Source organism: Vallitalea longa (assembly GCF_027923465.1).
Classification (GTDB): Bacteria; Bacillota; Clostridia; order Lachnospirales; family Vallitaleaceae; genus Vallitalea; species Vallitalea longa.
In genome coordinates this window covers 114,787-136,987 of sequence record NZ_BRLB01000015.1, presented here as the reverse complement: position 1 = coordinate 136,987, position 22,201 = coordinate 114,787, and the positions used below count along the sequence as shown (strand labels likewise).

18 protein-coding genes and 1 riboswitch are annotated in these 22,201 nt (G+C 30.7%); of the genes, 15 read left to right on the top strand and 3 right to left on the bottom strand.

Annotated features, from left to right (window positions below):
- Positions 1-133 precede the first annotated feature (133 nt).
- From QMG30_RS19215 to radA, 12 genes are all read left to right on the top strand, one after another.
- Entirely contained in the window at positions 134-454 is a 321-nt protein-coding gene (locus QMG30_RS19215) for a GyrI-like domain-containing protein (protein ID WP_491851252.1), read from the top strand.
- Between the two features lie 81 nt (positions 455-535).
- Positions 536-733 carry a small, acid-soluble spore protein, alpha/beta type gene (locus QMG30_RS19210; protein ID WP_281818248.1) on the top strand — a complete coding sequence of 66 codons (198 nt, stop codon included), beginning with the start codon at positions 536-538 and terminating at the stop codon, positions 731-733.
- A gap of 51 nt (positions 734-784) precedes the next feature.
- Positions 785-886: riboswitch (TPP riboswitch) on the top strand.
- Positions 887-938: 52 nt separating this feature from the next.
- Positions 939-1,610 carry an energy-coupled thiamine transporter ThiT gene (gene thiT / locus QMG30_RS19205; protein WP_281818247.1) on the top strand — a complete coding sequence of 224 codons (672 nt, stop codon included), beginning with the start codon at positions 939-941 and terminating at the stop codon, positions 1,608-1,610.
- Positions 1,611-1,716: 106 nt separating this feature from the next.
- On the top strand, positions 1,717-2,010 hold the full coding sequence (locus QMG30_RS19200) for a hypothetical protein (RefSeq protein ID WP_281818243.1): 294 nt from the start codon (positions 1,717-1,719) through the stop codon (positions 2,008-2,010).
- 212 nt (positions 2,011-2,222) lie between these two features.
- A complete protein-coding gene (locus QMG30_RS19195; protein ID WP_281818241.1) occupies positions 2,223-2,918 on the top strand; it encodes a cytochrome c biogenesis CcdA family protein in 696 nt (231 codons plus the stop codon).
- A gap of 72 nt (positions 2,919-2,990) precedes the next feature.
- Positions 2,991-3,782 (top strand): TlpA family protein disulfide reductase, encoded by a 792-nt coding sequence (locus QMG30_RS19190; RefSeq protein ID WP_281818238.1) that lies wholly within the window; start codon positions 2,991-2,993, stop codon positions 3,780-3,782.
- A 248-nt stretch (positions 3,783-4,030) separates the two neighbouring features.
- Positions 4,031-4,540: a UvrB/UvrC motif-containing protein gene (locus QMG30_RS19185; protein ID WP_281818237.1), complete on the top strand. Its 510-nt coding sequence runs from the start codon at positions 4,031-4,033 to the stop codon at positions 4,538-4,540.
- A complete protein-coding gene (locus QMG30_RS19180) occupies positions 4,534-5,571 on the top strand; it encodes a protein arginine kinase (RefSeq protein WP_281818236.1) in 1,038 nt (345 codons plus the stop codon). Before QMG30_RS19185 ends, QMG30_RS19180 begins: the two co-directional genes overlap by 7 nt.
- 32 nt (positions 5,572-5,603) lie before the next feature.
- Complete coding sequence (locus QMG30_RS19175) at positions 5,604-8,033, top strand: ATP-dependent Clp protease ATP-binding subunit (protein ID WP_281818235.1); 2,430 nt, start codon at positions 5,604-5,606, stop codon at positions 8,031-8,033.
- Between the two features lie 187 nt (positions 8,034-8,220).
- Positions 8,221-8,634: an endosialidase gene (locus tag QMG30_RS19170; RefSeq protein ID WP_281818233.1), complete on the top strand. Its 414-nt coding sequence runs from the start codon at positions 8,221-8,223 to the stop codon at positions 8,632-8,634.
- A 113-nt stretch (positions 8,635-8,747) separates the two neighbouring features.
- Positions 8,748-9,698 (top strand): MraY family glycosyltransferase, encoded by a 951-nt coding sequence (locus QMG30_RS19165; RefSeq protein WP_281818231.1) that lies wholly within the window; start codon positions 8,748-8,750, stop codon positions 9,696-9,698.
- 113 nt (positions 9,699-9,811) lie between these two features.
- Positions 9,812-11,170 carry a DNA repair protein RadA gene (radA, locus tag QMG30_RS19160; RefSeq protein WP_281818228.1) on the top strand — a complete coding sequence of 453 codons (1,359 nt, stop codon included), beginning with the start codon at positions 9,812-9,814 and terminating at the stop codon, positions 11,168-11,170.
- Positions 11,171-11,404: 234 nt separating this feature from the next.
- On the opposite strand, the gene QMG30_RS19155 is transcribed toward radA, so the two are convergent.
- Together QMG30_RS19155 and QMG30_RS19150 are read right to left on the bottom strand one after the other, a co-directional pair.
- Positions 11,405-11,815 (bottom strand): DUF1573 domain-containing protein, encoded by a 411-nt coding sequence (locus tag QMG30_RS19155; protein WP_281818227.1) that lies wholly within the window; start codon positions 11,813-11,815, stop codon positions 11,405-11,407.
- A gap of 267 nt (positions 11,816-12,082) precedes the next feature.
- The gene (locus tag QMG30_RS19150; protein ID WP_281818226.1) at positions 12,083-13,837 is read right to left on the bottom strand and encodes a M3 family oligoendopeptidase; all 1,755 of its coding nucleotides are present in this window, start codon (positions 13,835-13,837) and stop codon (positions 12,083-12,085) included.
- Between the two features lie 350 nt (positions 13,838-14,187).
- Here QMG30_RS19150 and QMG30_RS19145 point away from each other — a divergent pair, with 350 nt between their 5' ends.
- Entirely contained in the window at positions 14,188-15,018 is an 831-nt protein-coding gene (locus QMG30_RS19145; protein WP_281818224.1) for a hypothetical protein, read from the top strand.
- Between the two features lie 310 nt (positions 15,019-15,328).
- On the opposite strand, the gene QMG30_RS19140 is transcribed toward QMG30_RS19145, so the two are convergent.
- A complete protein-coding gene (locus QMG30_RS19140; RefSeq protein ID WP_281818222.1) occupies positions 15,329-16,216 on the bottom strand; it encodes a LysR family transcriptional regulator in 888 nt (295 codons plus the stop codon).
- Positions 16,217-16,462: 246 nt separating this feature from the next.
- Here QMG30_RS19140 and QMG30_RS19135 point away from each other — a divergent pair, with 246 nt between their 5' ends.
- Both QMG30_RS19135 and QMG30_RS19130 read left to right on the top strand, forming a co-directional pair.
- Positions 16,463-20,233, top strand: coding sequence for a phosphoribosylformylglycinamidine synthase (locus QMG30_RS19135; RefSeq protein WP_330680793.1), 3,771 nt, complete (start codon positions 16,463-16,465; stop codon positions 20,231-20,233).
- Between the two features lie 356 nt (positions 20,234-20,589).
- Entirely contained in the window at positions 20,590-22,194 is a 1,605-nt protein-coding gene (locus QMG30_RS19130) for a zinc dependent phospholipase C family protein (protein WP_281818213.1), read from the top strand.
- Positions 22,195-22,201: the final 7 nt, after the last annotated feature.

Genomic DNA, 22,201 nt, shown 5'->3' with positions numbered 1-22,201 from the left:
GCAATATTAAAATATTACAGGGTAGGGCTTACCCGTAGAGCTTGGTAATAATAGTAACCATTAGGTTACTACATCCCAAGAAGCCCCCTCAAAACCGTTTTATAGGTTTAGTGGGGGAGCATGTCACGAATCTATTGAACATAAGATTGATGGAAAAGGAATTGGTTTATATACAGACTACCAAGGAGACCATACATCACCTTATACATTTATGACATGCTGTGAAGTGGATATAATCATTAATGAAGATGATTTAGATTCGAAAACAATTAATGAAGGGAAATATGCTAAATTTACAGTTAAAGGTGATATGGTAAAAGCTGTGGGTGATGTTTGGGCTGAAATATGGAAAATGGATTTGAATAGAAAATATGATACTGATTTTGAATTGTATCATAATGATTCAGAAGATATGAATAACCAGACTATAGATATATTCATATCCTTAAATTAAATAATTATAATGAATAAATATATTATTAATTATTAAAACTATAATCATACTGATATAAAAATCAAAAAGGATGGGATTATAGTGAAAGACATTAACATAACGGAAAATAAGGAACAAAGCAGGAAACATATATATAGTGATGATTCATATATGGCTGATTTAACATCTACACAGATAGGTTCTATGGCAGGAGCAGGGAAATTAGGTGGAGAAATGGTCAAAAGAATGATAGCCAGTGTAGAAAAAGAAATGGTTGAAAGTCCAGCTAAGGAATTATAAAAATATAAGACTTGACAAATGTGTAAAAAAATAGTAAATTATGTGTGATATAAAATTAGCTAGGGGAGCCAGTTGGCTGAGAAAGTATATTGTTACTGACCCTTTTTACCTGATGCGGGTAATGCCGTCGTAGGGAAGCGTTAGATCGATTTAATATGTTTACTTTCAGTCAATGATCTTCCTAAATATAAGGAGGATTTTTATTATGTTTCAAGAATTTCAGAATGCAATTTCTACTGGTGAATTGCAAAAAATAATTACTTCAACACTAGGACAAATTATTATTGTCGTAGTAGCATTATTGTTATTGCTGTTAGTAGTATCTATTGGAAGTAAGTCAAAAACCATGAAGACTAAAGAATTAGTATATTCAGCAATTGCAATAGCTATAGCTGTTGTATTATCTCAGTTAAAGATTATTAAACTTCCACAAGGTGGTTCGATAACACCATTCAGTATGCTGTTTATTGTACTTATCGGATACTGGTTTGGCACAACTCAAGGTGTAATATGTGGTATTACGTATGGATTGTTACAGTTGATAATCGACCCTTGGGTAGTTCATCCGGCTCAATTGTTATTGGATTATCCTATTGCATTTGGTGCTCTTGGTTTGTCTGGAATCTTTAAAAAATCACAAAACGGATTATTAAAAGGTCTATTCATAGGGACTTTTGGAAGATTCATATGCCACTTTTTGACAGGGGTCATATTCTTTACTAGTTATGCTGAAGGAGTAAATATGGATCCTGTGTTATATTCCATTGCATATAACATATCTTATATAGCAGTTGAAGTGTTTTTGACAGTTATTCTATTATTCATACCAACAGTAGATTCTGCAATTAAGCAGTTAAAAAGAACTGCGAATTCTTAAATTCAATTTGTATAATAATATAATAATAACATACACTAAATAGAGATAGTTACAGCTATCTCTATTTTTTTAGAAAAAAATATTATTCAACGAAAGGATAATCAACATGAAACAAGTAGGATCCAATGATAATAAAAGTAATACTAATAAAATTAAGAAAGAATCAGGAATTAGTGAAAAAATTGAAAATGCTAATTATGATAATGATAATGGTGTATCACAAGAAATTACAGAAGATAAACCATATCCAAATGTTAAGAATGAACGTCCTTATATGGGTAATCTAACATCACATGAAATTGGTATGATGGCTAGGTCGGGAGCAGTAGATGGTGATATGTTCAAAAGGATGATTTCAAATGTAGAACAAGACACTGAAGATGGACCAATATTGCCTTAATTAATGAGTCAAGGGGGAGCATTTTTTATATAAATTAACTTATTTTTCTTTAATGCTTATAGTTGTGGACATTTTGTTAAGTTTTTTACTATTATGTTAACTTTTAAGAATGTTATGGATTTGTTAATTGTAATATAGTAATATATAAATGAAGAACTTGCAACTTGAAAATCAGTATGAAATATTTAGATTTAGGAGGCAGTAAAACATATATGGGAAATGAATTGACTTTTTGGGTAGCGATATTTAATGGCTTTTTATCCTTTTTTACTCCTTGTGTATTACCCTTACTACCTTTGTATTTTAGTTATCTTGCAGGGACTACAATTACGAATCTAGAAAATAATAAAGACATAAGAAAGATAATGATTATTAATGCTATTGCATTTGTACTTGGGCTTTCTATACTTAATATAACTCTAGGATTTGGAGCAAAAGTTATTAATGATACTCTAGTAAGATATCAAGATTCTATAAGGAAAGTAGGAGGAATATTAGTAATCATTTTTGGACTTTATTTTCTTGGAGTATTCAAGATAAAGCTATTCAATAAAGAAAAGAAATATCATTACAAAAACTATAGTCCTAATTTTCTAAAGTCATTACTACTTGGAATAACATTTAGTTTTGGGTGGACACCTTGTAATGGACCAATTATTGGAACTATACTTTTTTTAGCTAGTTTTGAGAAAGATTATATGAGAGCAGGATTTATGATGTTGGTTTATTCAATCGGTTTTGCGATACCATTTTTAATATCAGCATTATTACTAAGTAGATTCATTAACAATTATAAAAGAATCTATAAGTATTTTGATAAGATTAAATTTGTTGCAGGATTATTAATGATTATTATGGGTATCATGTTGTACACCAATACGTTATCACTGTTGGTGGTATCAAAATAAATGTATAAGTAATGAAATAAAGTTAAGAATTTTAAAGAAAACAAAATTAACTATAAATAGAGGTGATTATTAATGAAGACCAAGAAAAAAATAAATATGATAATAATGTTGGTATTAGTTCTTATCTTGATGACTGGATGTAAAAAAGATAAAGATGATAGTGAAAATGAAATAAATGGTGGTAATGATACTGATATAGAATTGAATGGTGAAGATGATAAGGATATCTTAGATGAAGATGAAACTACAGAGGATGAAACTGATGGGGATAAGACTAATGAAGAAAAGGCCAAAGAGGAACAAGTAGAAGAGAAAGATACAGTAGAAGAAAAAGTAGAAGATAAACAGGAACCACAGCAACCAACCACAGATGAGAGCAATAAGAATAAAACAGAAGAAGTACCAGAAGGTGACAAAGAAACTGGAACGGATAATGAAGTGACACAAACTTTTTCTGCACCTGATTTTACATTAAGTAATGGAAAAGGTAGTAATTATACATTATCTGATTATAAAGGAAAATTGATATTGGTAAATTTCTTTACAACATGGTGTACTTATTGTAGAGAAGAAATGCCTGCTTTTCAAAGGATATATAATAAATATAAAGATGAAGTAGCAATAATAGGAGTTAACGTACAGCACGATGCCAATGAAAAGCCAGTTAGTGAAGTATTGAATTGGTTAAATAATTTGAATGTAACATTTCCTGTAGTCTTTGATTCTGATGGTACTGCAACAGATAATTATTATATCAATGGATATCCAACCACATATGTAATTAGTAAACAAGGAGAAATTATTGGCTATGTAAATGCAGTTACAGAACAAGATCTTGAAAATCTAATAAGTAAAAACAAATAAAAATAATGATTTAAAAAATTGTCCAATTTCTCTATTAATATGATATAATATTATATGTATGTAATGTTGGTAAAATATGTATTTATGTAGTAAAATGTTTGTATGGATTAATATATAGTTGAACCTTAGTAATTATAGGTTATAATAAAAAAGTGAATAATCTTGGTCACTTTTTTATTTATAGTACTTAGACAAGTTCTGTTCTATACATTTAGAAAAATATTATTTTAATAAAGAGGGAATTAATCATGTTATGTGAAAGATGCCATAAAGAACCTGCGACTGTATACTTAAATAAAACTGTTGATGGAAAAAAACAAGAAATTCATTTATGCAGTAAATGTGCTATGGAAGTAAAAGGACTGTATCCACAAAATGATATTTCCTTTGAAAGTTTCCTTAGCAGTCTTTTGGATATTAATAAAAACATTATTAGCAAATATGATAAAAAAGATGTTATTAGTTGTAATAAATGTGGTATGACATATGAAGAATTCAAGAAAAAAGGTAAATTCGGATGCAGTGAATGTTATAAAACTTTTGCTAATCTTCTTAGCCCCGTTATCAAAAGAGTTCATGGAAGTAATGTCCATGTAGGTAAAATACCAAAGAGAACGGGTGGGAAAATAATTGTTAGAAGACAAATACAATCTTTAGAAAACCAACTGAAAGAAGCTGTAATTAAAGAAGAATATGAAGATGCTGCTAAGTTTCGAGATGCTATAAGAGCATTAAAGAAGGAGGGCGGCATATGTTAAAATGGTTTGAAAAAAATTCTGTTAGTGATGATGTAGTTATATCTAGTAGAGTTAGATTAGCCAGGAATATTGAAAAATATAATTTCCCTAGTAAAATATCAGATGAAGATGCTGTTATGATTATAGGAGATGTAAAAGATGCAGTTATAAACATACATGAAGATAACAGTTACTTTCGTTCCATCAATATGGATGAATTATCCCCAATAGAAAAAATAGCTATGGTTGAACGTCATGTTATCAGTCCTAATTTCGTACGGTCATCAATTCCTACTGGATTGATTCTATCAGAAGATGAAAGTATAAGCATTATGATTAATGAAGAGGACCACCTTCGTATTCAATCTATAACTAATGGATTAAATTTACAAGAGGCACTAGACAATGCTTATAAAATAGATGATTTATTAGAAAAAAAAATAACTTATGCATATGATGAGAAAATAGGCTATTTGACTTCTTGTCCTACCAATGTTGGAACAGGGCTTAGGGCTTCATATATGATACATGTTCCAGCACTTGAAACAACAGGAAAACTACAATTTATTTTAGATGCTATCGGAAAATTTGGTATAACGGTTAGAGGTATCTATGGTGAAGGATCCAAAGCGAGAGGAAGTGTATTTCAGATATCTAATCAGATTACACTTGGTCATTCAGAAAATGAGATTATAGATAATCTAACTAGCTTAACAAAGCAAATTGTAGAACAAGAGAGAGCTTTGAGAATAAAATTGTTAAGTGCGAAAAGGTTGCAATTTGAAGATGCTGTATTCCGTTCCTATGGTGTTTTAGCTAATGCTAGAATTATCACATCTAAGGAAGCTATGAGTCTATTATCTGATATAAAACTTGGATATGAATTGGGAATATTTAAGTCAGATGTTAACAATCCTATTAATATATATGGATTGATGACTTGTATACAGCCTGCTAATCTTCAAAAAAATATAAATAAAGAGTTGAGATTGGAAGAAAGAGACATAGAAAGAGCAACTTATATAAGAAACAACTTGCCAAAGATAATATAAATTATTATATAAGAAAGGATTTGAGTTAACTTATGATGGGTAGATTTACTGGACGTGCTCAAGAAGCTATTAATTTATCTAGACAAATAGCTAAGGAATTAGGTATTGGTTATGTTGGAACAGAGCACATCCTCTTGGGTCTAATAAAAGAAGGCAGAGGAGTTGCTGGTAAGATATTAAATAGCCAAGGTATAACGGAAGAGGTTATATTAGAAAAGATTAAAAAGATAGGTATAATAGGCAATGTTACGGTTTCAAATGTAGAAGATTTTACACCGAGAGCAAAAAGAGTGCTTGAATCAAGTTTACGTGAAGCGGTTAGTATGAAGACAACGATGATAGGTACTGAACATATATTACTTGCTTTATTAAAAGAAACAGATTGTATTGCTGTAAAATTAATAAGCAGTTCAGGTGTAACTGTCCAAAAATTATATCAACTTATTTTAAAAAATCTTGGAGAATCACCTCTTAATAAAGAAACTGACGTAAAAGTTCTTAATAAAAAAACAAATACTCCCGTATTAGACCAATTCAGTAGAGATTTAACTAATATGTCAAGAGCGGGAGAATTTGACCCTATAATAGGTAGGGATAGAGAAATTGAAAGAGTCATACAGATACTTAGTAGAAGGACTAAAAATAATCCATGCCTTATAGGAGAACCTGGTGTAGGTAAGACCGCTATTGCAGAAGGATTAGCTCAAAGAATCTGTGATGGTAATATTCCAGAGACATTAAAAGATAAAAGAGTGGTAGCTCTTGATTTATCATCAATGGTTGCAGGTTCAAAATATAGAGGAGAATTTGAAGATCGAATCAAGAAGGCATTAAAAGAAATAAAAGAAGCAGGAAATGTTTTATTATTTATTGATGAAATTCATACGATAGTGGGAGCAGGAGCTGCAGAAGGAGCTATTGATGCTTCAAATATATTGAAGCCTTCTCTAGCAAGAGGAGAAATTCAACTTATAGGGGCTACTACATTAGATGAGTACAGAAAACATATAGAAAAAGATTCAGCGCTGGAAAGAAGATTCCAACCTGTTAAGGTAGAAGAACCTTCAGAAGATGAATCAATAGAAATACTCAGAGGATTAAAAGGTATGTATGAAGCCCATCATAAAGTCACTATAAAAGATGAAGCTGTAATTGCTGCGGTAAAATTATCAAATAGATATATAACTGACCGTTATCTACCAGATAAGGCGATAGATTTAATAGATGAAGCTTCCTCCAAAGTAAGACTTAGCACTTTTACAGCACCACCTGATATTAAAGAACTCGAAAGAGAATTAGAAGAACTGGAAAAAGATAAAGAGATAGCTATAAAAACTGAAGAATACGAGAAGGCCGGAGTTATCAAGAGAAAGCAAAATGAGATTAAAGAAAAATTAGAAGCTTCAAAACTTGAATGGCAATCCAAGAATTCTATGTCCAATCAAACAGTTAAAGAGGAAGAAATAGCTGATATAGTATCAAGTTGGACAGGAATACCAGTTAAAAAGCTTACTGAAGAAGAAGGTGAAAAGCTTAAGCATCTTGAAGAATATCTTCATAAGAGAGTTGTTGGACAAGATGAAGCAGTTACAGCGATTTCAAAAGCTATAAGAAGAGGAAGAGTAGGGCTAAAAGATCCTAAAAGACCTATAGGTTCATTCTTATTCTTAGGTCCAACAGGTGTTGGGAAAACTGAACTCACTAAAGCTTTAGCCGAAGCATTGTTTGGAGATGAAAGTGCACTTATAAGAGTTGATATGTCTGAGTATATGGAAAAACACAGTGTTTCCAAATTGATAGGGTCACCTCCAGGATATGTTGGTTATGATGAAGGTGGTCAAGTAAGTGAGAAAATAAGAAGAAAACCATATTCAGTAATTCTATTTGATGAAGTAGAGAAAGCTCATCCAGAAGTCTTTAATATATTATTACAGGTTCTTGATGATGGACATATAACAGATTCTCAGGGAAGAAAAGTCAATTTTAAAAATACCGTAATAATAATGACTTCTAATGTTGGTGCAAGAAATATTGTTTCACCAATAAAATTAGGTTTTGTTTCTGAAGTAGATGAAAAGAAAAACTATGAGGATATGAGAAAAAATGTAATGGATGAAGTCAAGAGATTATTCAGACCAGAATTCCTTAACAGAATTGATGAACTTATAGTATTCCATTCATTGACTAAAGAAAACATACGTGAAATTGTTGGAATCATGATAAGTCAAGTTGCAATAAGGCTTAAGAAAAATGTTGGTATTGAGCTTGAAGTAACTGATGAAGCAAAAGACTATCTGGCAAAAGAAGGTTTTGATGAAGCCTATGGTGCTAGACCACTAAGAAGGGCTATTCAATCAAAGGTAGAAGACAAACTAGCTGAAGAATTACTAGATAAGAAAATCAAATATGGGGACAAAGTTATTGTAGATGTATCAGAAGATGAATTGATTTTTACTGTTTAAAATAATTACCATATTATTTTCATAGGTATTATGTTATAATAGATAAAATATTAATAGATGATTTTGATAGGAATATATGTCAAATCAGTAATTTATAGGTAACAAATTAATTTTCTACTGGTAATTAAATATAAAATAATATATAATGTAGTTATTCAACTTTTTACGACAATATAGGAGGGTAAAGATGGCTGGTATTCAAGAATTAATCAGGGTAGAAGATGATAATACTTTAAGTTTTGGTAATCATCTAATGGATGAAAAGAAAAAGGTAATTAATTTTGAAGTTGATGGACATATATATAAAGTTAAAACTTATAATGAAATAACAAGATTAGAAAAAAATGGGAGACTGCTTTTCGAGTCTGTACCAGGAACAACAGTCCATAATTTTTCAATTAGCGATAAAATAATTGATTTTCAAGTTGAAGGAATAGAAGATGCACAGATTACGTTAGAATTAGAAGCAGACCAAGAATATAGGATATATATAAATCAAGTACAAGTAGGCAAGATGAAAGCTAATTTAGCTGGAAAAGTAAGTTTTAGTGTTGATTTTTCAAGTTGTGGGATGCAAAACGTAATGATAAAAAAAGCATAATACATGGGACAGCTTAAATAGCTGTCCTTTTTTATGCATCAAAAGAATGGTATAATCTTGTAAATATAATTCTTTTATGCTATTATTTTGTTGTACAAATGAGGAGGATAACTATGAATTACATAATAGCTTTTTTAATAGCTTTTTTAATCGTGTATCTGTTAATTCCACAACTAAAGAAATTCGCAATAAAAATTGATTTTGTAGATAAACCAACATCTAGGAAAATCCATAAAAAACCTGTTCCTGGCTTAGCTGGAGTCGGAATCTTCTTAGGCTTTATGGTCACTTATTTGTCTTTTTCTGAAGGAATAAATAGCAAATCTATAGCGTTACTTATTGGTTCGTTAATGATTTTATCCATTGGTATTATTGATGATTGGTTTAAAACTAAGAAAAAAGAATTTCCAGCATTACCTAAATCTATCGTGCAAGTGGGTGCAGCGATTGTTGCCTATCAATCTGGTATGATTTTTTATGGTTTTACTAATCCAATAACTCATGAATATGTTTTACTACCTGTGATACTACAATTTCTATTAACTGTCACATGGATTTTTGGTGTCACAACAGTTATTAACTTTATTGATGGATTGGACGGTTTAGCTGGTGGTATTTCAGCTATATCCGCTATAACATTATTTATTGTTGCATTAGCTAAAGGTCAGGTGAATTCAGCCATGATGGCCATTATATTAACTGGTGTACTAATAGGATATTTGAAATATAATAAGCAACCTGCTCAAATATATATGGGTGATGCAGGTGCGACTTTCATAGGATATATATTAGGAGTTATTGCGTTAGATGGGGCTTTTAAGCAAGCGACTGTTTTGTCATTACTGATACCAATTCTTGCTTTGGGTGTACCAATATTTGATAACATCTTTGTAGTAATAAAACGCTTTTTAGAAGGAAAAGCTGTGTATAAGGCAGATAGAAGTCAAGTTCATTACAGACTTTTGTCAGCAGGATTAAATCAGAGGCAAGTAGTTACATTTCTATGTTTAGTCAATTTTTGTATGGGTTTGGTTTCAATTATTATTTTGTTATTAAAGATATAATTATAGCAGTATAATAATTTCAGATTAGATTTTGATAGACTTAAGGGGTTATAATGCCCCTATTTCTATTTTGTAGATATTTATTTTAGATAACAAAAATAAGGGAGGATGTTATGGCCAAGCAGAAAAGTGTATTTGTATGTCAAGAATGTGGTAATGAATCAGCAAAGTGGATGGGACAATGTCCAGCATGTAAACAATGGAATACATTTGTTGAAGAAATCAAAATAAAAACAAAGAATGTACATACTAATAACGATATAAATATAAAAAGCAAACCTAAAAAACTTTCGTGTATAGAAATGAATGAGGAAGAAAGACTAACAACCAATATAGGTGAATTGGACCGTGTTCTTGGTGGAGGTATAGTAAAAGGTTCTCTAACATTGGTAGGAGGAGATCCTGGAATCGGTAAATCCACATTGCTATTACAGATGTGTCAGTATCTATGTGACCAAGATATTGATGTATTATACATATCAGGTGAAGAATCTTTGCAGCAAATTAAAATGAGAGGTGATAGACTGGGAGTTAATGGGGACAAATTAACTCTATACACTGAAACTAATCTGACTTATTGTTTGAAAGTCATAAAAGAAACAAAACCAAGTGTTGTAATAGTTGATTCTATCCAAACTATCTACAGTGATGATATAACTTCAGCGGCAGGTAGTGTCAGTCAGGTAAGAGAAGTAACTGCGGCTCTAATGAAAGTTGCAAAAGGGTTAGGTATATCTACATTTATTGTTGGACATGTCACTAAAGAAGGTGCCATCGCTGGACCTAGAGTATTAGAACATATGGTTGATACTGTATTATATTTCGAAGGGGTTAGGAGTGCTTCATATAGAATACTTAGAGCAGTTAAAAACAGATTCGGTTCTACTAATGAAATTGGTGTTTTTGAAATGAGAGACAAAGGATTGGAGGAAGTACCAAATCCTTCCGAATATATGTTGACTGGTAGACCAATCAACTCTCCTGGTTCAATTGTGACTTGCTGTATGGAAGGAACTAGACCTATGTTGGTAGAAGTCCAAGCTTTGACTAGTCCTACCAATTTTGGTATGCCTAGAAGAACTGCAACAGGGACAGATTATAATAGAGTTGTACTACTTATGGCGGTTTTGGAAAAAAAGATAGGTATGCAGTTAGCTAGTTATGACAGTTATGTTAATATAGCTGGAGGATTAAAGATTACAGAACCAAGTCTTGATTTGGGTATTGTATGTGCTATTGCATCTAGTTTCAAGAATATTCCCGTAGATTCTAAAACTGTAATTATGGGAGAAGTTGGACTTACAGGAGAAGTTAGAGGAATTACAATGGCAGAGAAAAGAATATTAGAATCTAAGAAATTGGGTTTCAAAAAATGTATTATATCAAAAACTAATGTAAAAGGTATTAAAATAGATGGAATAGAAATAATCGGTGTAAATAATGTAGCTGAAGCTTTAAATAATATATTCTAGTTGAAAATGTTTATCTAAGAGAACAATATATACCATTTTTTGTAAGGCTATAAAGGTGAAATACATGTACATTAGTTAAGCAAATCTAAATTGAAATAATAGAAAAATATTAACATGGAGATAGTATAGGGGAATATGTAGCAATAAGCTACTAACACAAAATTCAACCAATATATAGATTGCTAGTGGCTGATGGATATTCTCCTATATTATCTCCAAAATTATTTTATCATTTCATTCAATGTTGAATTTTCCAAGCAGATTTACTTTGTTCATTTCTTGTAATAGGATACCGTTTAGATTAAGATCAAAGGAGTTGCTGATACAAGCCAAGTGATAAAGACAACTTCCGATATCATTTTCAATTCTATCTCTACAGTCTTCACAGAGTGTACCTGTAATATGATGAGGATCAAGAATTTTAATCATATCTAGATTAATATCATCATTATAAGAATAGAGCTTATTATTTGCATTAATTTCAATACAACCACAATAAGTGCAAGCTCTGATAATATTTTTATTAAGTTTTGCAGCAACTTCTTGTAATTTAGCTAATTGATCAAGTATGTTTTTATTGAAATAATCGTTTTCTTTAACTGTACATTGAAATTTTTCTGTTATAGTATGATTTAGATTAGACACAAGATCACCCCGTTTAACATTATAATAATATATTACCATATATTTACAATATGTTAAAGGCTTATTTATAAAATTTTAAGAAAATAATAAGAGAATTCTATCTATATAATTAAAATGTAAAAATTAGACATTTTGTTATACATTTATGACAGAATTCTCATTATAATAGTTAATATTTGTTTTAACTTAATTTATAGAAAAATGATACTTATAATTTTGTTTTTAATATTTATTGATTGCAGTTTATGTTTCTATAGATAGATTTTGTTATAAAGCTAAAAATTTATCTATATCTTTTTTTACTATTTCAAGTGAACTTCTCCAGAAATCAACATCATGTGAATCAATATCCATTATTGCTAATACATCTTTGACATTATTCTTACCTGTCGCATTAAGCAATTCATCATATTTAGGTATGAAATCACTACCCATTTCTAGGTATTTAGCATATAATCCTTTTGCAAATAATAAGCCAAAGGCATATGGGAAATTATAGAAGTTAGCATCTGAAAAATAGTAATGAGGTTTGCATGTCCACATATAAGGGTGTAACACATTATGGTCTAGACCATCACCATATGCTTCTTTTTGTGCATCTAACATTATTTCTTTCAATTCATCCACTGATAATGAAGAAGTTTTTCTATTTTCAAATAAAGCAGTTTCAAATAAGTAACGGCTATATATGTCTACTATAGTTTGGTTAGAACCCATAAGATCATTTTCTAATATAACAAGTGCTTCTTCATCAGTAGCATTCTTAAGAGCTGCATTCATTACTATGGTTTCACAGAAAATTGAAGCAGTTTCTGCTATTGGCATAGGATAATCACTATTGAGGCTGGATTCATCTTTGAGGCAGTCTCCATGGTATCCATGTCCTAATTCATGTGCTAATGTAGTAACATCATTAAGACTTCCTGAGAAATTAGCCATGATTCTACTTTCTTTTATACAGTGAAGATTACTACAATAAGCACCACCTATTTTACCTTCTCTAGGTTCTGCATCAATCCATCTATTTTCAAAAGCATTATTTGCAAAGTTACCAAGTTTGTTACTGAAAGAAGTAAAATTAGAAACAACAAAATCTTTAGCTTCTTCAAAAGTATATTGCATATCAACTTCCCCTACTGGAGCAAACAAGTCATAGAAAGGAAGTCCTTTTTCATGTCCAAGCATTTTGGCTTTCTTTTTAAGATACATATGGAAAGAAGGCAGATATTCTTTTATAGCAGTTATCATAGCATCAAGAGTTTCTTTATCCATTCTTGAACCAACAAGAGTCATATCAAGAGGTGAAGAATAACCTCTTTTTTTAGCTAAAGTAATTACTTCTCCCTTAATAGCATTTAAGCATGCTGCTGAAGATTGGTCAATTTTTTTATATGCTTCTAATTCTGCTTCATAAGCTTTTTTTCTTTTTTCAGCGGATGAATCATAAGCATAATTTCTAATTACTGTCAAAGGTAACTTTTCATCTTCGTAATCAACTAATAGTGAAGATGTTACTGTCTCTTGTAATTTAGACCAAGCATTAGAACCAGTATTCTGCATTTCTGCGATTAACTGTTCTTCTTCGTCACTTAATAGATATTGTGCTAATTTTTTATTGCTTTTGATTATGTACTCATGTTCTTTCAAGTAATCAGAAGATGCAATAATTTCATCTAGACCATCAAGCTTATTTAGCCATTTTTGTATTTTTACATCTAAAATAGTGAGTTTAGGAATATAGCTTTCAACTTTTTCCATTTGTTTTATAGCTGCATTATTTTTTGTATCTACGCTATAAGTTAGATATGCATAGTCATATAGTCTACTAATAACATTTTCTAAGTTATTCTTTGATTCATAATATTTTTCTAGTTTGTTTTTGGCATTATCAGTTGTTGCAGTATTAACGTTTACAAAATTTGTTGTATCTTCTATAAGTTTTTCTACAAGTTGAAAATCTTTTTTGATTTCTTCGCATTCAAAAGATGTATAGAGTTTGTCAAGATTCCATTTCATATTCATTTTGCGTTGCCTCCTCAATAATTAATTATATTACTCAACTCTTTTCCTTTAATATTCAAGTAGCTCAATATAAGAGTATTCATCATTTATTTGATTGTATATAATCCGTATATATTAAAGGTTAAAAGTTTAAGCCATAAGTATAGGTTGAATATATTATGTATTAAGTTGAAAAAAGTATTTATTAAACAACCTAATATTTTTATTCTAACATATATTTGAAGAATTGGTATATTTATTTAAGAATAATTACATATTTTTCAAAAGCTGAGAATTTTTATTGCTAGGTTATAGAGCGTCTAGTATAATAACAGTAGATATATTAATTAATAGATTAGGAGGAGCTTTTTATGCCATGGTGTCCAAAGTGCAAATGTGAATATGAAGAAGGAGTCAAATTATGTGCAGATTGTAAAGTCGAACTAGTGGATAGTTTAGATGATATAGTTGAATGGAGAACATTAATTAAAGCGAATAAAGAAGAACAGGCAGTTGAATTAAAAGAATATCTAGAATACAGTGGTGTACAAGAAGTAAAATATGAAAAAATTGAAGATGAAGAGGAAGAAAACGGTTACTATTTTTCTATTTTAGTTACAGACAAAGAAATCGACGAATCAATCAAATATCTAAAAGGTTATATGCTTACTAAAGCTAAAGACAAAAAAGATGAAGATTTAGAGGATGATGAAGAAGAAGTCACTAATGAATATGAAACAGAAGATTATAAAGATGATACGAAGTTGAAAGACCTGAAATCAAGTGTCTATTCATTCGGTATCATAGGAGCTGTGTTATTGGTTGGTGGTATACTTGCTATGACAGAAGTGATAACTATTAGTTTCAGTAACAAATACTTATTTTCTGGAATAATACTGGCAGTAGGTATAGCATTCATTATAATAGCTATCAATAGTGCAACTAGAGTTGGTAAGGAAACTAAAACTATTACTCATAGGGATAGTAGTATAGATAGAATAATTGAATGGTTCGGAGATAATTATAGCTTAGATGATTTTGCCAAAAAACATGATATGAATTTACAAGATATGGATGAAGGGGATATCTATTATATAGTAATGGATAAGTTGAAAGAAATAATTAGTGCTCAATTTGTTGAGATGGACAAGAAGTTAGTTAATACTGCGGCTGAAATTATTTTCGAAAAAATGAGTAAGTAGGATTTTGAGGGGGAGTAAGTCAGAGAAAAGTGTTACAATCACTTGTCTTACCCAAAAAGCGGTCGGTCTGCGTGATTGTAATACTTTACCCCTCTTACGTTGCAAGACAGAAATCACGTGAGAAATTAAATAGAGTTACTAAATAGTTGCCTATATATAGACTAAATAGAGTAAAACCAACTACCCAACTAACTAAAAAAAAATTACATCTTGTACTATAGAAGGGTATAGGGTATTATAATAACGCAGACCGACCGCTTTTTGGGTAAGGCAAGTTATTATAATACCCTATACCCAGACTATTCCCCAATTATCCCCGACTTATAAACTCAACAAATTTTTTCCCAGCAATAGACAAAGGAATATCTCTCTTCATAACAACAGCTAACCCCCTTCTAGGAAGTTTTTCATTAATCTCTAATGGAAAAACATCTTCCAACAAATTGTCTTGTAAACAATAATCTGGTACCAAAGAAATACCAAGATTAATCTTAGCAAGTTCTACAAGAAGTTCAATACTGGTAAGCTCTATCTCAGGAGATAATGAAAGCCCATTATCTTTGAAAACATTGTAGATATATTGACTTGTAGTAGTATTTTTCTCCAACATCAATAAAGGATACTTCAATAGTTCTTTCAGTGAAACAAACTTATTTCTTAATTCTGCAAAATCATTTCCAGCGATAAAAACATCTTGAAATTCAAGAAATTCAATAACTTCCATAGAATCATCTATATTATTATTGGGAATATTAGTAACAATAAAATCCACATTACCTTGTTTTAATAAATCAACACATCTGATTGAAGTTCTGTTGGTAACTTGTAAATGTATGTTAGGGTACCTAGAATGAAATTTCTTGAAATAAGGGAGAAGAATATACTTACATATAGTATCACTTGCGCCTATATGGATTTTACCTTGATTAAGAGCCTTAGTTTCCATGATGTTGTTTTCTCCATTGTGAATTAGATTGATAGCAGGTTCAACATGCTGTAATAGAAGTTCACCTTCATGAGTAAGAGTCACTCTTTTGGTATTTCTATTGAATAAAGTTGTATTAAGATTTTTTTCCAAAGTTTTAATAGATTGACTCACTGCTGATTGAGAGATAAATAATTTGGTCGATGCTTTAGAAAAACTCAAGGTAGTTGCCACATAATAAAAGACTTTATAGAGTTCGAAATTAATATTCATTAATTAGTTCTCCTTATAAATGATATTAGTATTATTAATTTTACTTAATAATCATAGCATGTTATTATTATAAAGTAAACGTGTAATAGTTATTCGGAATAATATTTTTGATAGCATTTTATAAAAACTGTAAAAAGCTATTATGAAAAAAATATGAGATTGGATTTGGAGTTAGTTAAAGAATATTTTGATATAGGTTAGAAATATTATTATTATTATAAAATTAAAAACCTTAGGAGGTCAATGATGGATACCATTAAAAGAGTTTTTGTAGAGAAAAAGACAGGTTGTAATATAGAAGCAAAACATTTGCTTAATGATTTTAAAAGTAATTTGTCATTAAATAATTTAGAGAATATAAGAATAGTTAATAGATATGATGTAGCTCATATAACAGATGAAGCTTACAAAAGTGCTTTGAAAACCATTTTTTCAGAACCTCAAGTAGATATACTAACAGAAGAAGTTATGACACTTAATGAAGATGAAACAGCTTTTGCAGTAGAATACTTACCAGGGCAGTATGACCAAAGGGCAGATCAAGCTGCTCAATGTATTAAAATATTAAATGTAGATGTCAGTCCAATTGTTAGAGTTGCAAAAGTAATAGTAGTACAAGGCAAATTAAGTGATGCTGATATAAACAAAATAAAGAAATACTATATTAACCCAGTAGATTCAAGAGAAGCTATGTTGGATAAACCAGAAACATTGGATTTGAAGTTCGATATTCCAGAAACAGTTTCAATAGTAGACGGTTTTATTGAAATGGGAAAAAATCAGATTGAAGAGTTATGGAAACAATTGGGACTTGCCATGAGTGCAGACGATTTATTGTTCACTCAAGAATATTTTGCAAATACTGAAAAAAGAAATCCCACAATTACAGAAATCAGAGTCCTAGACACTTATTGGTCTGATCACTGTAGACACACCACATTTCAAACAGCTATAGAAAATGTTACTTTTGAAGAGGGTAAGTATAACGAACCTGTTGAATTAACATATAAAAAATATATAGAAGATAGAAATGAAGTTCTAGGAGATAAGGCTGATAAGAAAGATGTTTGTCTTATGGATATTGCATTATTGGCTATGAAAAAACTTAGAGCAGAAGGATATATAGATGATCTTGAAGTTTCAGAAGAAATCAATGCTTGCAGTATTGTAGTTAATGTAGATGTAGACGGAAAAGACCAAGAATGGTTAGTGATGTTCAAGAATGAAACACATAATCATCCAACAGAAATAGAACCATTTGGTGGAGCTGCAACTTGTCTTGGCGGAGCAATCAGAGATCCATTGTCAGGACGTTCTTATGTATATCAAGCTATGAGAGTAACAGGAGCGGCAGATCCAAGAACACCACTTAATGAAACATTACCCGGGAAATTATCTCAGAAAAAGATAGTAACAGAAAGTTCTCATGGTTACAGTTCTTATGGCAATCAAATAGGTCTTGCGACAGGTAAGGTTCATGAAATATATCATCCCAATTATGTAGCCAAACATATGGAAATTGGAGCAGTTATTGCAGCAGCACCTAGAGAGAATGTAATAAGAGAGACTTCTGATGAAGGAGATATAATTATATTATTAGGTGGAAGAACTGGAAGAGACGGTTGTGGTGGAGCAACAGGTTCTTCTAAAGAACATACAGAAGATTCAATTCATACATGTGGAGCAGAAGTACAAAAAGGTAATCCACCTACTGAAAGAAAAATACAACGTTTGTTTAGAGATAAAAAAGTTAGTACTATGATTAAGAAATGTAATGATTTCGGAGCTGGAGGAGTATCAGTTGCTATAGGTGAATTGGCAGACGGATTGATTATAGATCTTGATAAAGTACCTAAAAAATATGCTGGACTAGATGGAACGGAACTTGCTATCTCTGAATCACAAGAAAGAATGGCAGTAGTTGTTGATAAAAATGATGTTGATGAATTCATTTCTTGTGCTAACAGAGAAAATTTAGAAGCTGTTATTGTGGCTAACGTAACACAAGAGAAAAAACTCGTTATGAAATGGAATGGTAATGATATTGTAAATATCAGTAGAGAGTTCTTAGATACTAATGGTGCGAAGGCGGTAACAGATGTACACGTTCTATCACCAAAAGAAGAAGATAATTATTTTGAAGAAACACAAGTCAAGGGTGAAAATGTAAAAGAGAAATGGTTAGATATAATTGGAGATATCAATGTAGCATCTCAAAAAGGATTAGCTGAGAAATTTGACAGTTCCATTGGAGCATCAAGTGTTTTTATGCCTTATGGTGGCAAATATCAATTGACTCCAACTGAAACTATGACTGCTAAGATACCTTTACTTGATGGAGATACTTCAACAGGTACTATAATGAGTTATGGTTATAATCCATACCTTATGTCATGGAGTCCTTATCATGGAGCTGTATATTCTATAGTGGAGTCAATAGCTAAAATTGTTGTTACTGGTGGAGATTATAAGAATATAAGATTCACTTTCCAAGAATATTTTAAACGTCTTGGTAAAGATAAGAGCAGATGGGGAGAACCATTTAGTGCATTGCTTGGTGCATATCATGTTCAAGAGATGTTAAGACTTCCTTCAATAGGAGGGAAAGACAGTATGTCAGGTACATTCAATGATATAGATGTTCCCCCTACACTAGTTTCTTTTGCTGTAGATGTTGTAGATGTAAACAAAGTCATCTCACCTGAATTAAAGAAAATTGACAGTAATCTTATATATGTACCATTATCAAAGGACTCATATGATTTACCTGATTTGGAAGAACTCAAGAAAAATTACTCCAAGATACATGAACTCATAGAAGATGGTAAGATATTAGCAGCACATACAGTTGGATATGGTGGATTGGTTGAAGCTATCTCTAAAATGGCTATGGGTAACAAAATAGGTGTTACTATAGATGAGTCAATTGAAGAAAGTACTTTATATAATAGAGAATACGGAAGTATTTTATTGGAAATGGATAAAGATGTCGATTATAAAGAATTATTGGATGAACTAAATTATAGATATATTGGTTGTACAACTAAAGATTCAGTTATCAAGTTCAATAATGAAAATATATGTCTTTACGAAATAATTGACACATGGACTAATACTCTAGAAGATGTATATCCAACTAAGACTAATGAGGATAATCCTGTTATTGATAAATTGTATAAGAAAGATAATATATATATATGTAAAAATAAGATTGCTAAGCCAAAAGTATTTATTCCTGTGTTTCCAGGTACCAATTGTGAATATGATTCAGCCAAAGCATTTGAAAATGCTGGTGCGGAAGTAGATATGTTGGTTTTCAAGAATCTCACTTCAAAAGATATAAAAGATTCTATTACAGAAATGGCAACTAAAATAGGCGATAGTCAGATTGTAATGATACCGGGAGGTTTCAGTGCTGGAGATGAACCAGAAGGTTCAGGTAAATTCATTGCGACTATATTCAGAAATGAAAAAATCAAAAATGCTGTACTAGAACTTCTGAATAATAGAGATGGACTTATGCTAGGTATATGTAATGGCTTCCAGTCTCTAATTAAACTAGGACTTGTACCATATGGAGAAATTAGAGAACTTAATAATAGTGATCCAACGCTTACTTATAATACAATCGGCAGACATATATCCTGTATGGTCGATACCAAAATAATAAGCAACAAATCACCTTGGTTAGCTAATGTAAATGTTGGTGACATACATGCCATACCTGTATCTCATGGTGAAGGTAGATTCATAGTGAATGAAACGATAGCTAAAAAACTATTTGACAATGGCCAAGTGGCTACACAATATGTTGACCAAAATGGTAATCCAACAATGGATATTAGATATAATCCAAATGGTTCATTATATGCTATAGAAGGAATAACAAGTCCAGATGGAAGAATACTTGGTAAAATGGGACATTCTGAACGTATTGGAACTAATGTCGCTAAAAACATCATAGGTAATAAAGACCAAATGATATTTAAATCAGGAGTACAATATTTTACTAAATAAAAAGCTTTTTTAATTAACTTTCTCTCAAGAAAATTTAAGTGGTAGAGTTGAGTATATATGTAAAAACATCAAATGAGCCTTCTTGTTAATAATTACAAAATATTAATAAGAAGGCTTTGTTTAATCTTATAGGTCTTAACGGATAAATCTGTTTTGCAGAACGATGCATAGCCTCTTTTGTTCCAAAAATGATGGATATACAGACTATTGATTGATAATTATATTAATTATGCGTAAAAATGTTTTATAACATATATTTAACATGAATTTATCATTAAGTAAATTGATATATACCTCTATTTAATGTATAATTATAGAAAATGTACAAATAGTTGTAAAATGGAGGTCATATTATTATGAAAAATTGTTTGAAAAGAGCAAGTGTTTTTACAGCAGGAGTAGTTTTGATGGTACAATTAATTTCAACTTCAGTATTTGGATGGGCTGGTGAACTTGACCAAGATCCAAACACACATACTTTGTTAGTCACTCAAGGTTTGCAGATTTTAGAAAATGATTTAAGTTCAGATGACAGAAATAATAGCGAATTCATGGATGTAATCAATAGATTAAAAGTATCTATTGAAAATTTTAAACTTGGTTCTATTATGCCAGATTTTGATGACAAAAATTTTTCTTTATATCAAGATCATTTCTATGACCCCTATACCAAATCTAATTTTACTGCTTCAAGTGAAGGAGAACTCGCATTTCTAGATTATATATATCAAACAGCTGAATATCGTTCAAAAGAATACATAGGATGGGCATTACAATATTGGAAGAGCGGAAATTACAATGATGCAATATATACTTTAGGAAATGCAATGCATTATTTTGCGGACTTATGTAATCCTCATCATGCATCAAATGCTATTGGTGGTACTCAAGAACATATTACAAAACATAGTACATTTGAAACATATGTAGAAGACAATAAAGAGCAATATACTATAAATACACTAGGTGGTAATACTAGTACATCTAATTATTCAGATACATTAGAAGATGAATATCTACCAGATTTCATAACTAAGGAATGTGATGTTAGAGCTATAATCGGATATGAGCAATACCATAATAATTTTGTAGCAGATGATGAATCTACGTGGAATGGTGTTGCAGATATTACAATGAAAAGCGCTCAAAGAGGAATAGCTAGAGTTTTATATCGATTTGCAAAAGAGATTGCAAACCCATCTTCTGTATGTAGTAATACGTATGATAGTGATATTGCTCTTGATGTTCGTGTCAAAACAAAAGATGGAGCATTAACTGATTCTTATGGAACGGATAATGATGTATACTTCGGTGTTGAATTAAAAAATGGTAGAATGCACGAATGGAAGTTGGACAAGTCAGGTTACAATGATCATGAAAAAGGTGATAATGATACATATACTGTAGTGTTAGAAAAATCAGCCGGCTCTGAAATAAGAAAAGCATGGATACGAAAACAAAGAGGATGGGAAGCAGGAAGTGCTGAAGATAACTGGTATCCTTTAGAGGTAGAAGTATCAAGTAGCGATAATCAATGCCATTTCTTAAAACCTCTTAATAGTTGGTTTATAGGTAATACAGGTATTGATATAGTTGTCTCTGATTGCAATTTTATTTTGGATAAAGTCGATGTTCGTATAAAAACCAAAGATGGTAATCTATTTGATTCCTATGGAACAGATAGTGATGTATATTTTGGTATGCAATTAAGTGACGGTACAATTCAAGAAAGTATGTTGGATAAACCAGATTACAATGATTTTGAAAAAGGTGATGATGATTGGTATTCAATAGAATACTCCAAATTACCTGACGCCGTAATTACAAAAGCATGGTTAAAAAAAGTTGGAAACGATGATTGGTATCCAGAGAATATCACAATAACCAAAGATGATTTTGTCTTTAACACTGATATAAATCAATGGTTTTATGATAATACCGTAAAAGAATGGTTATTCTAAAATATTC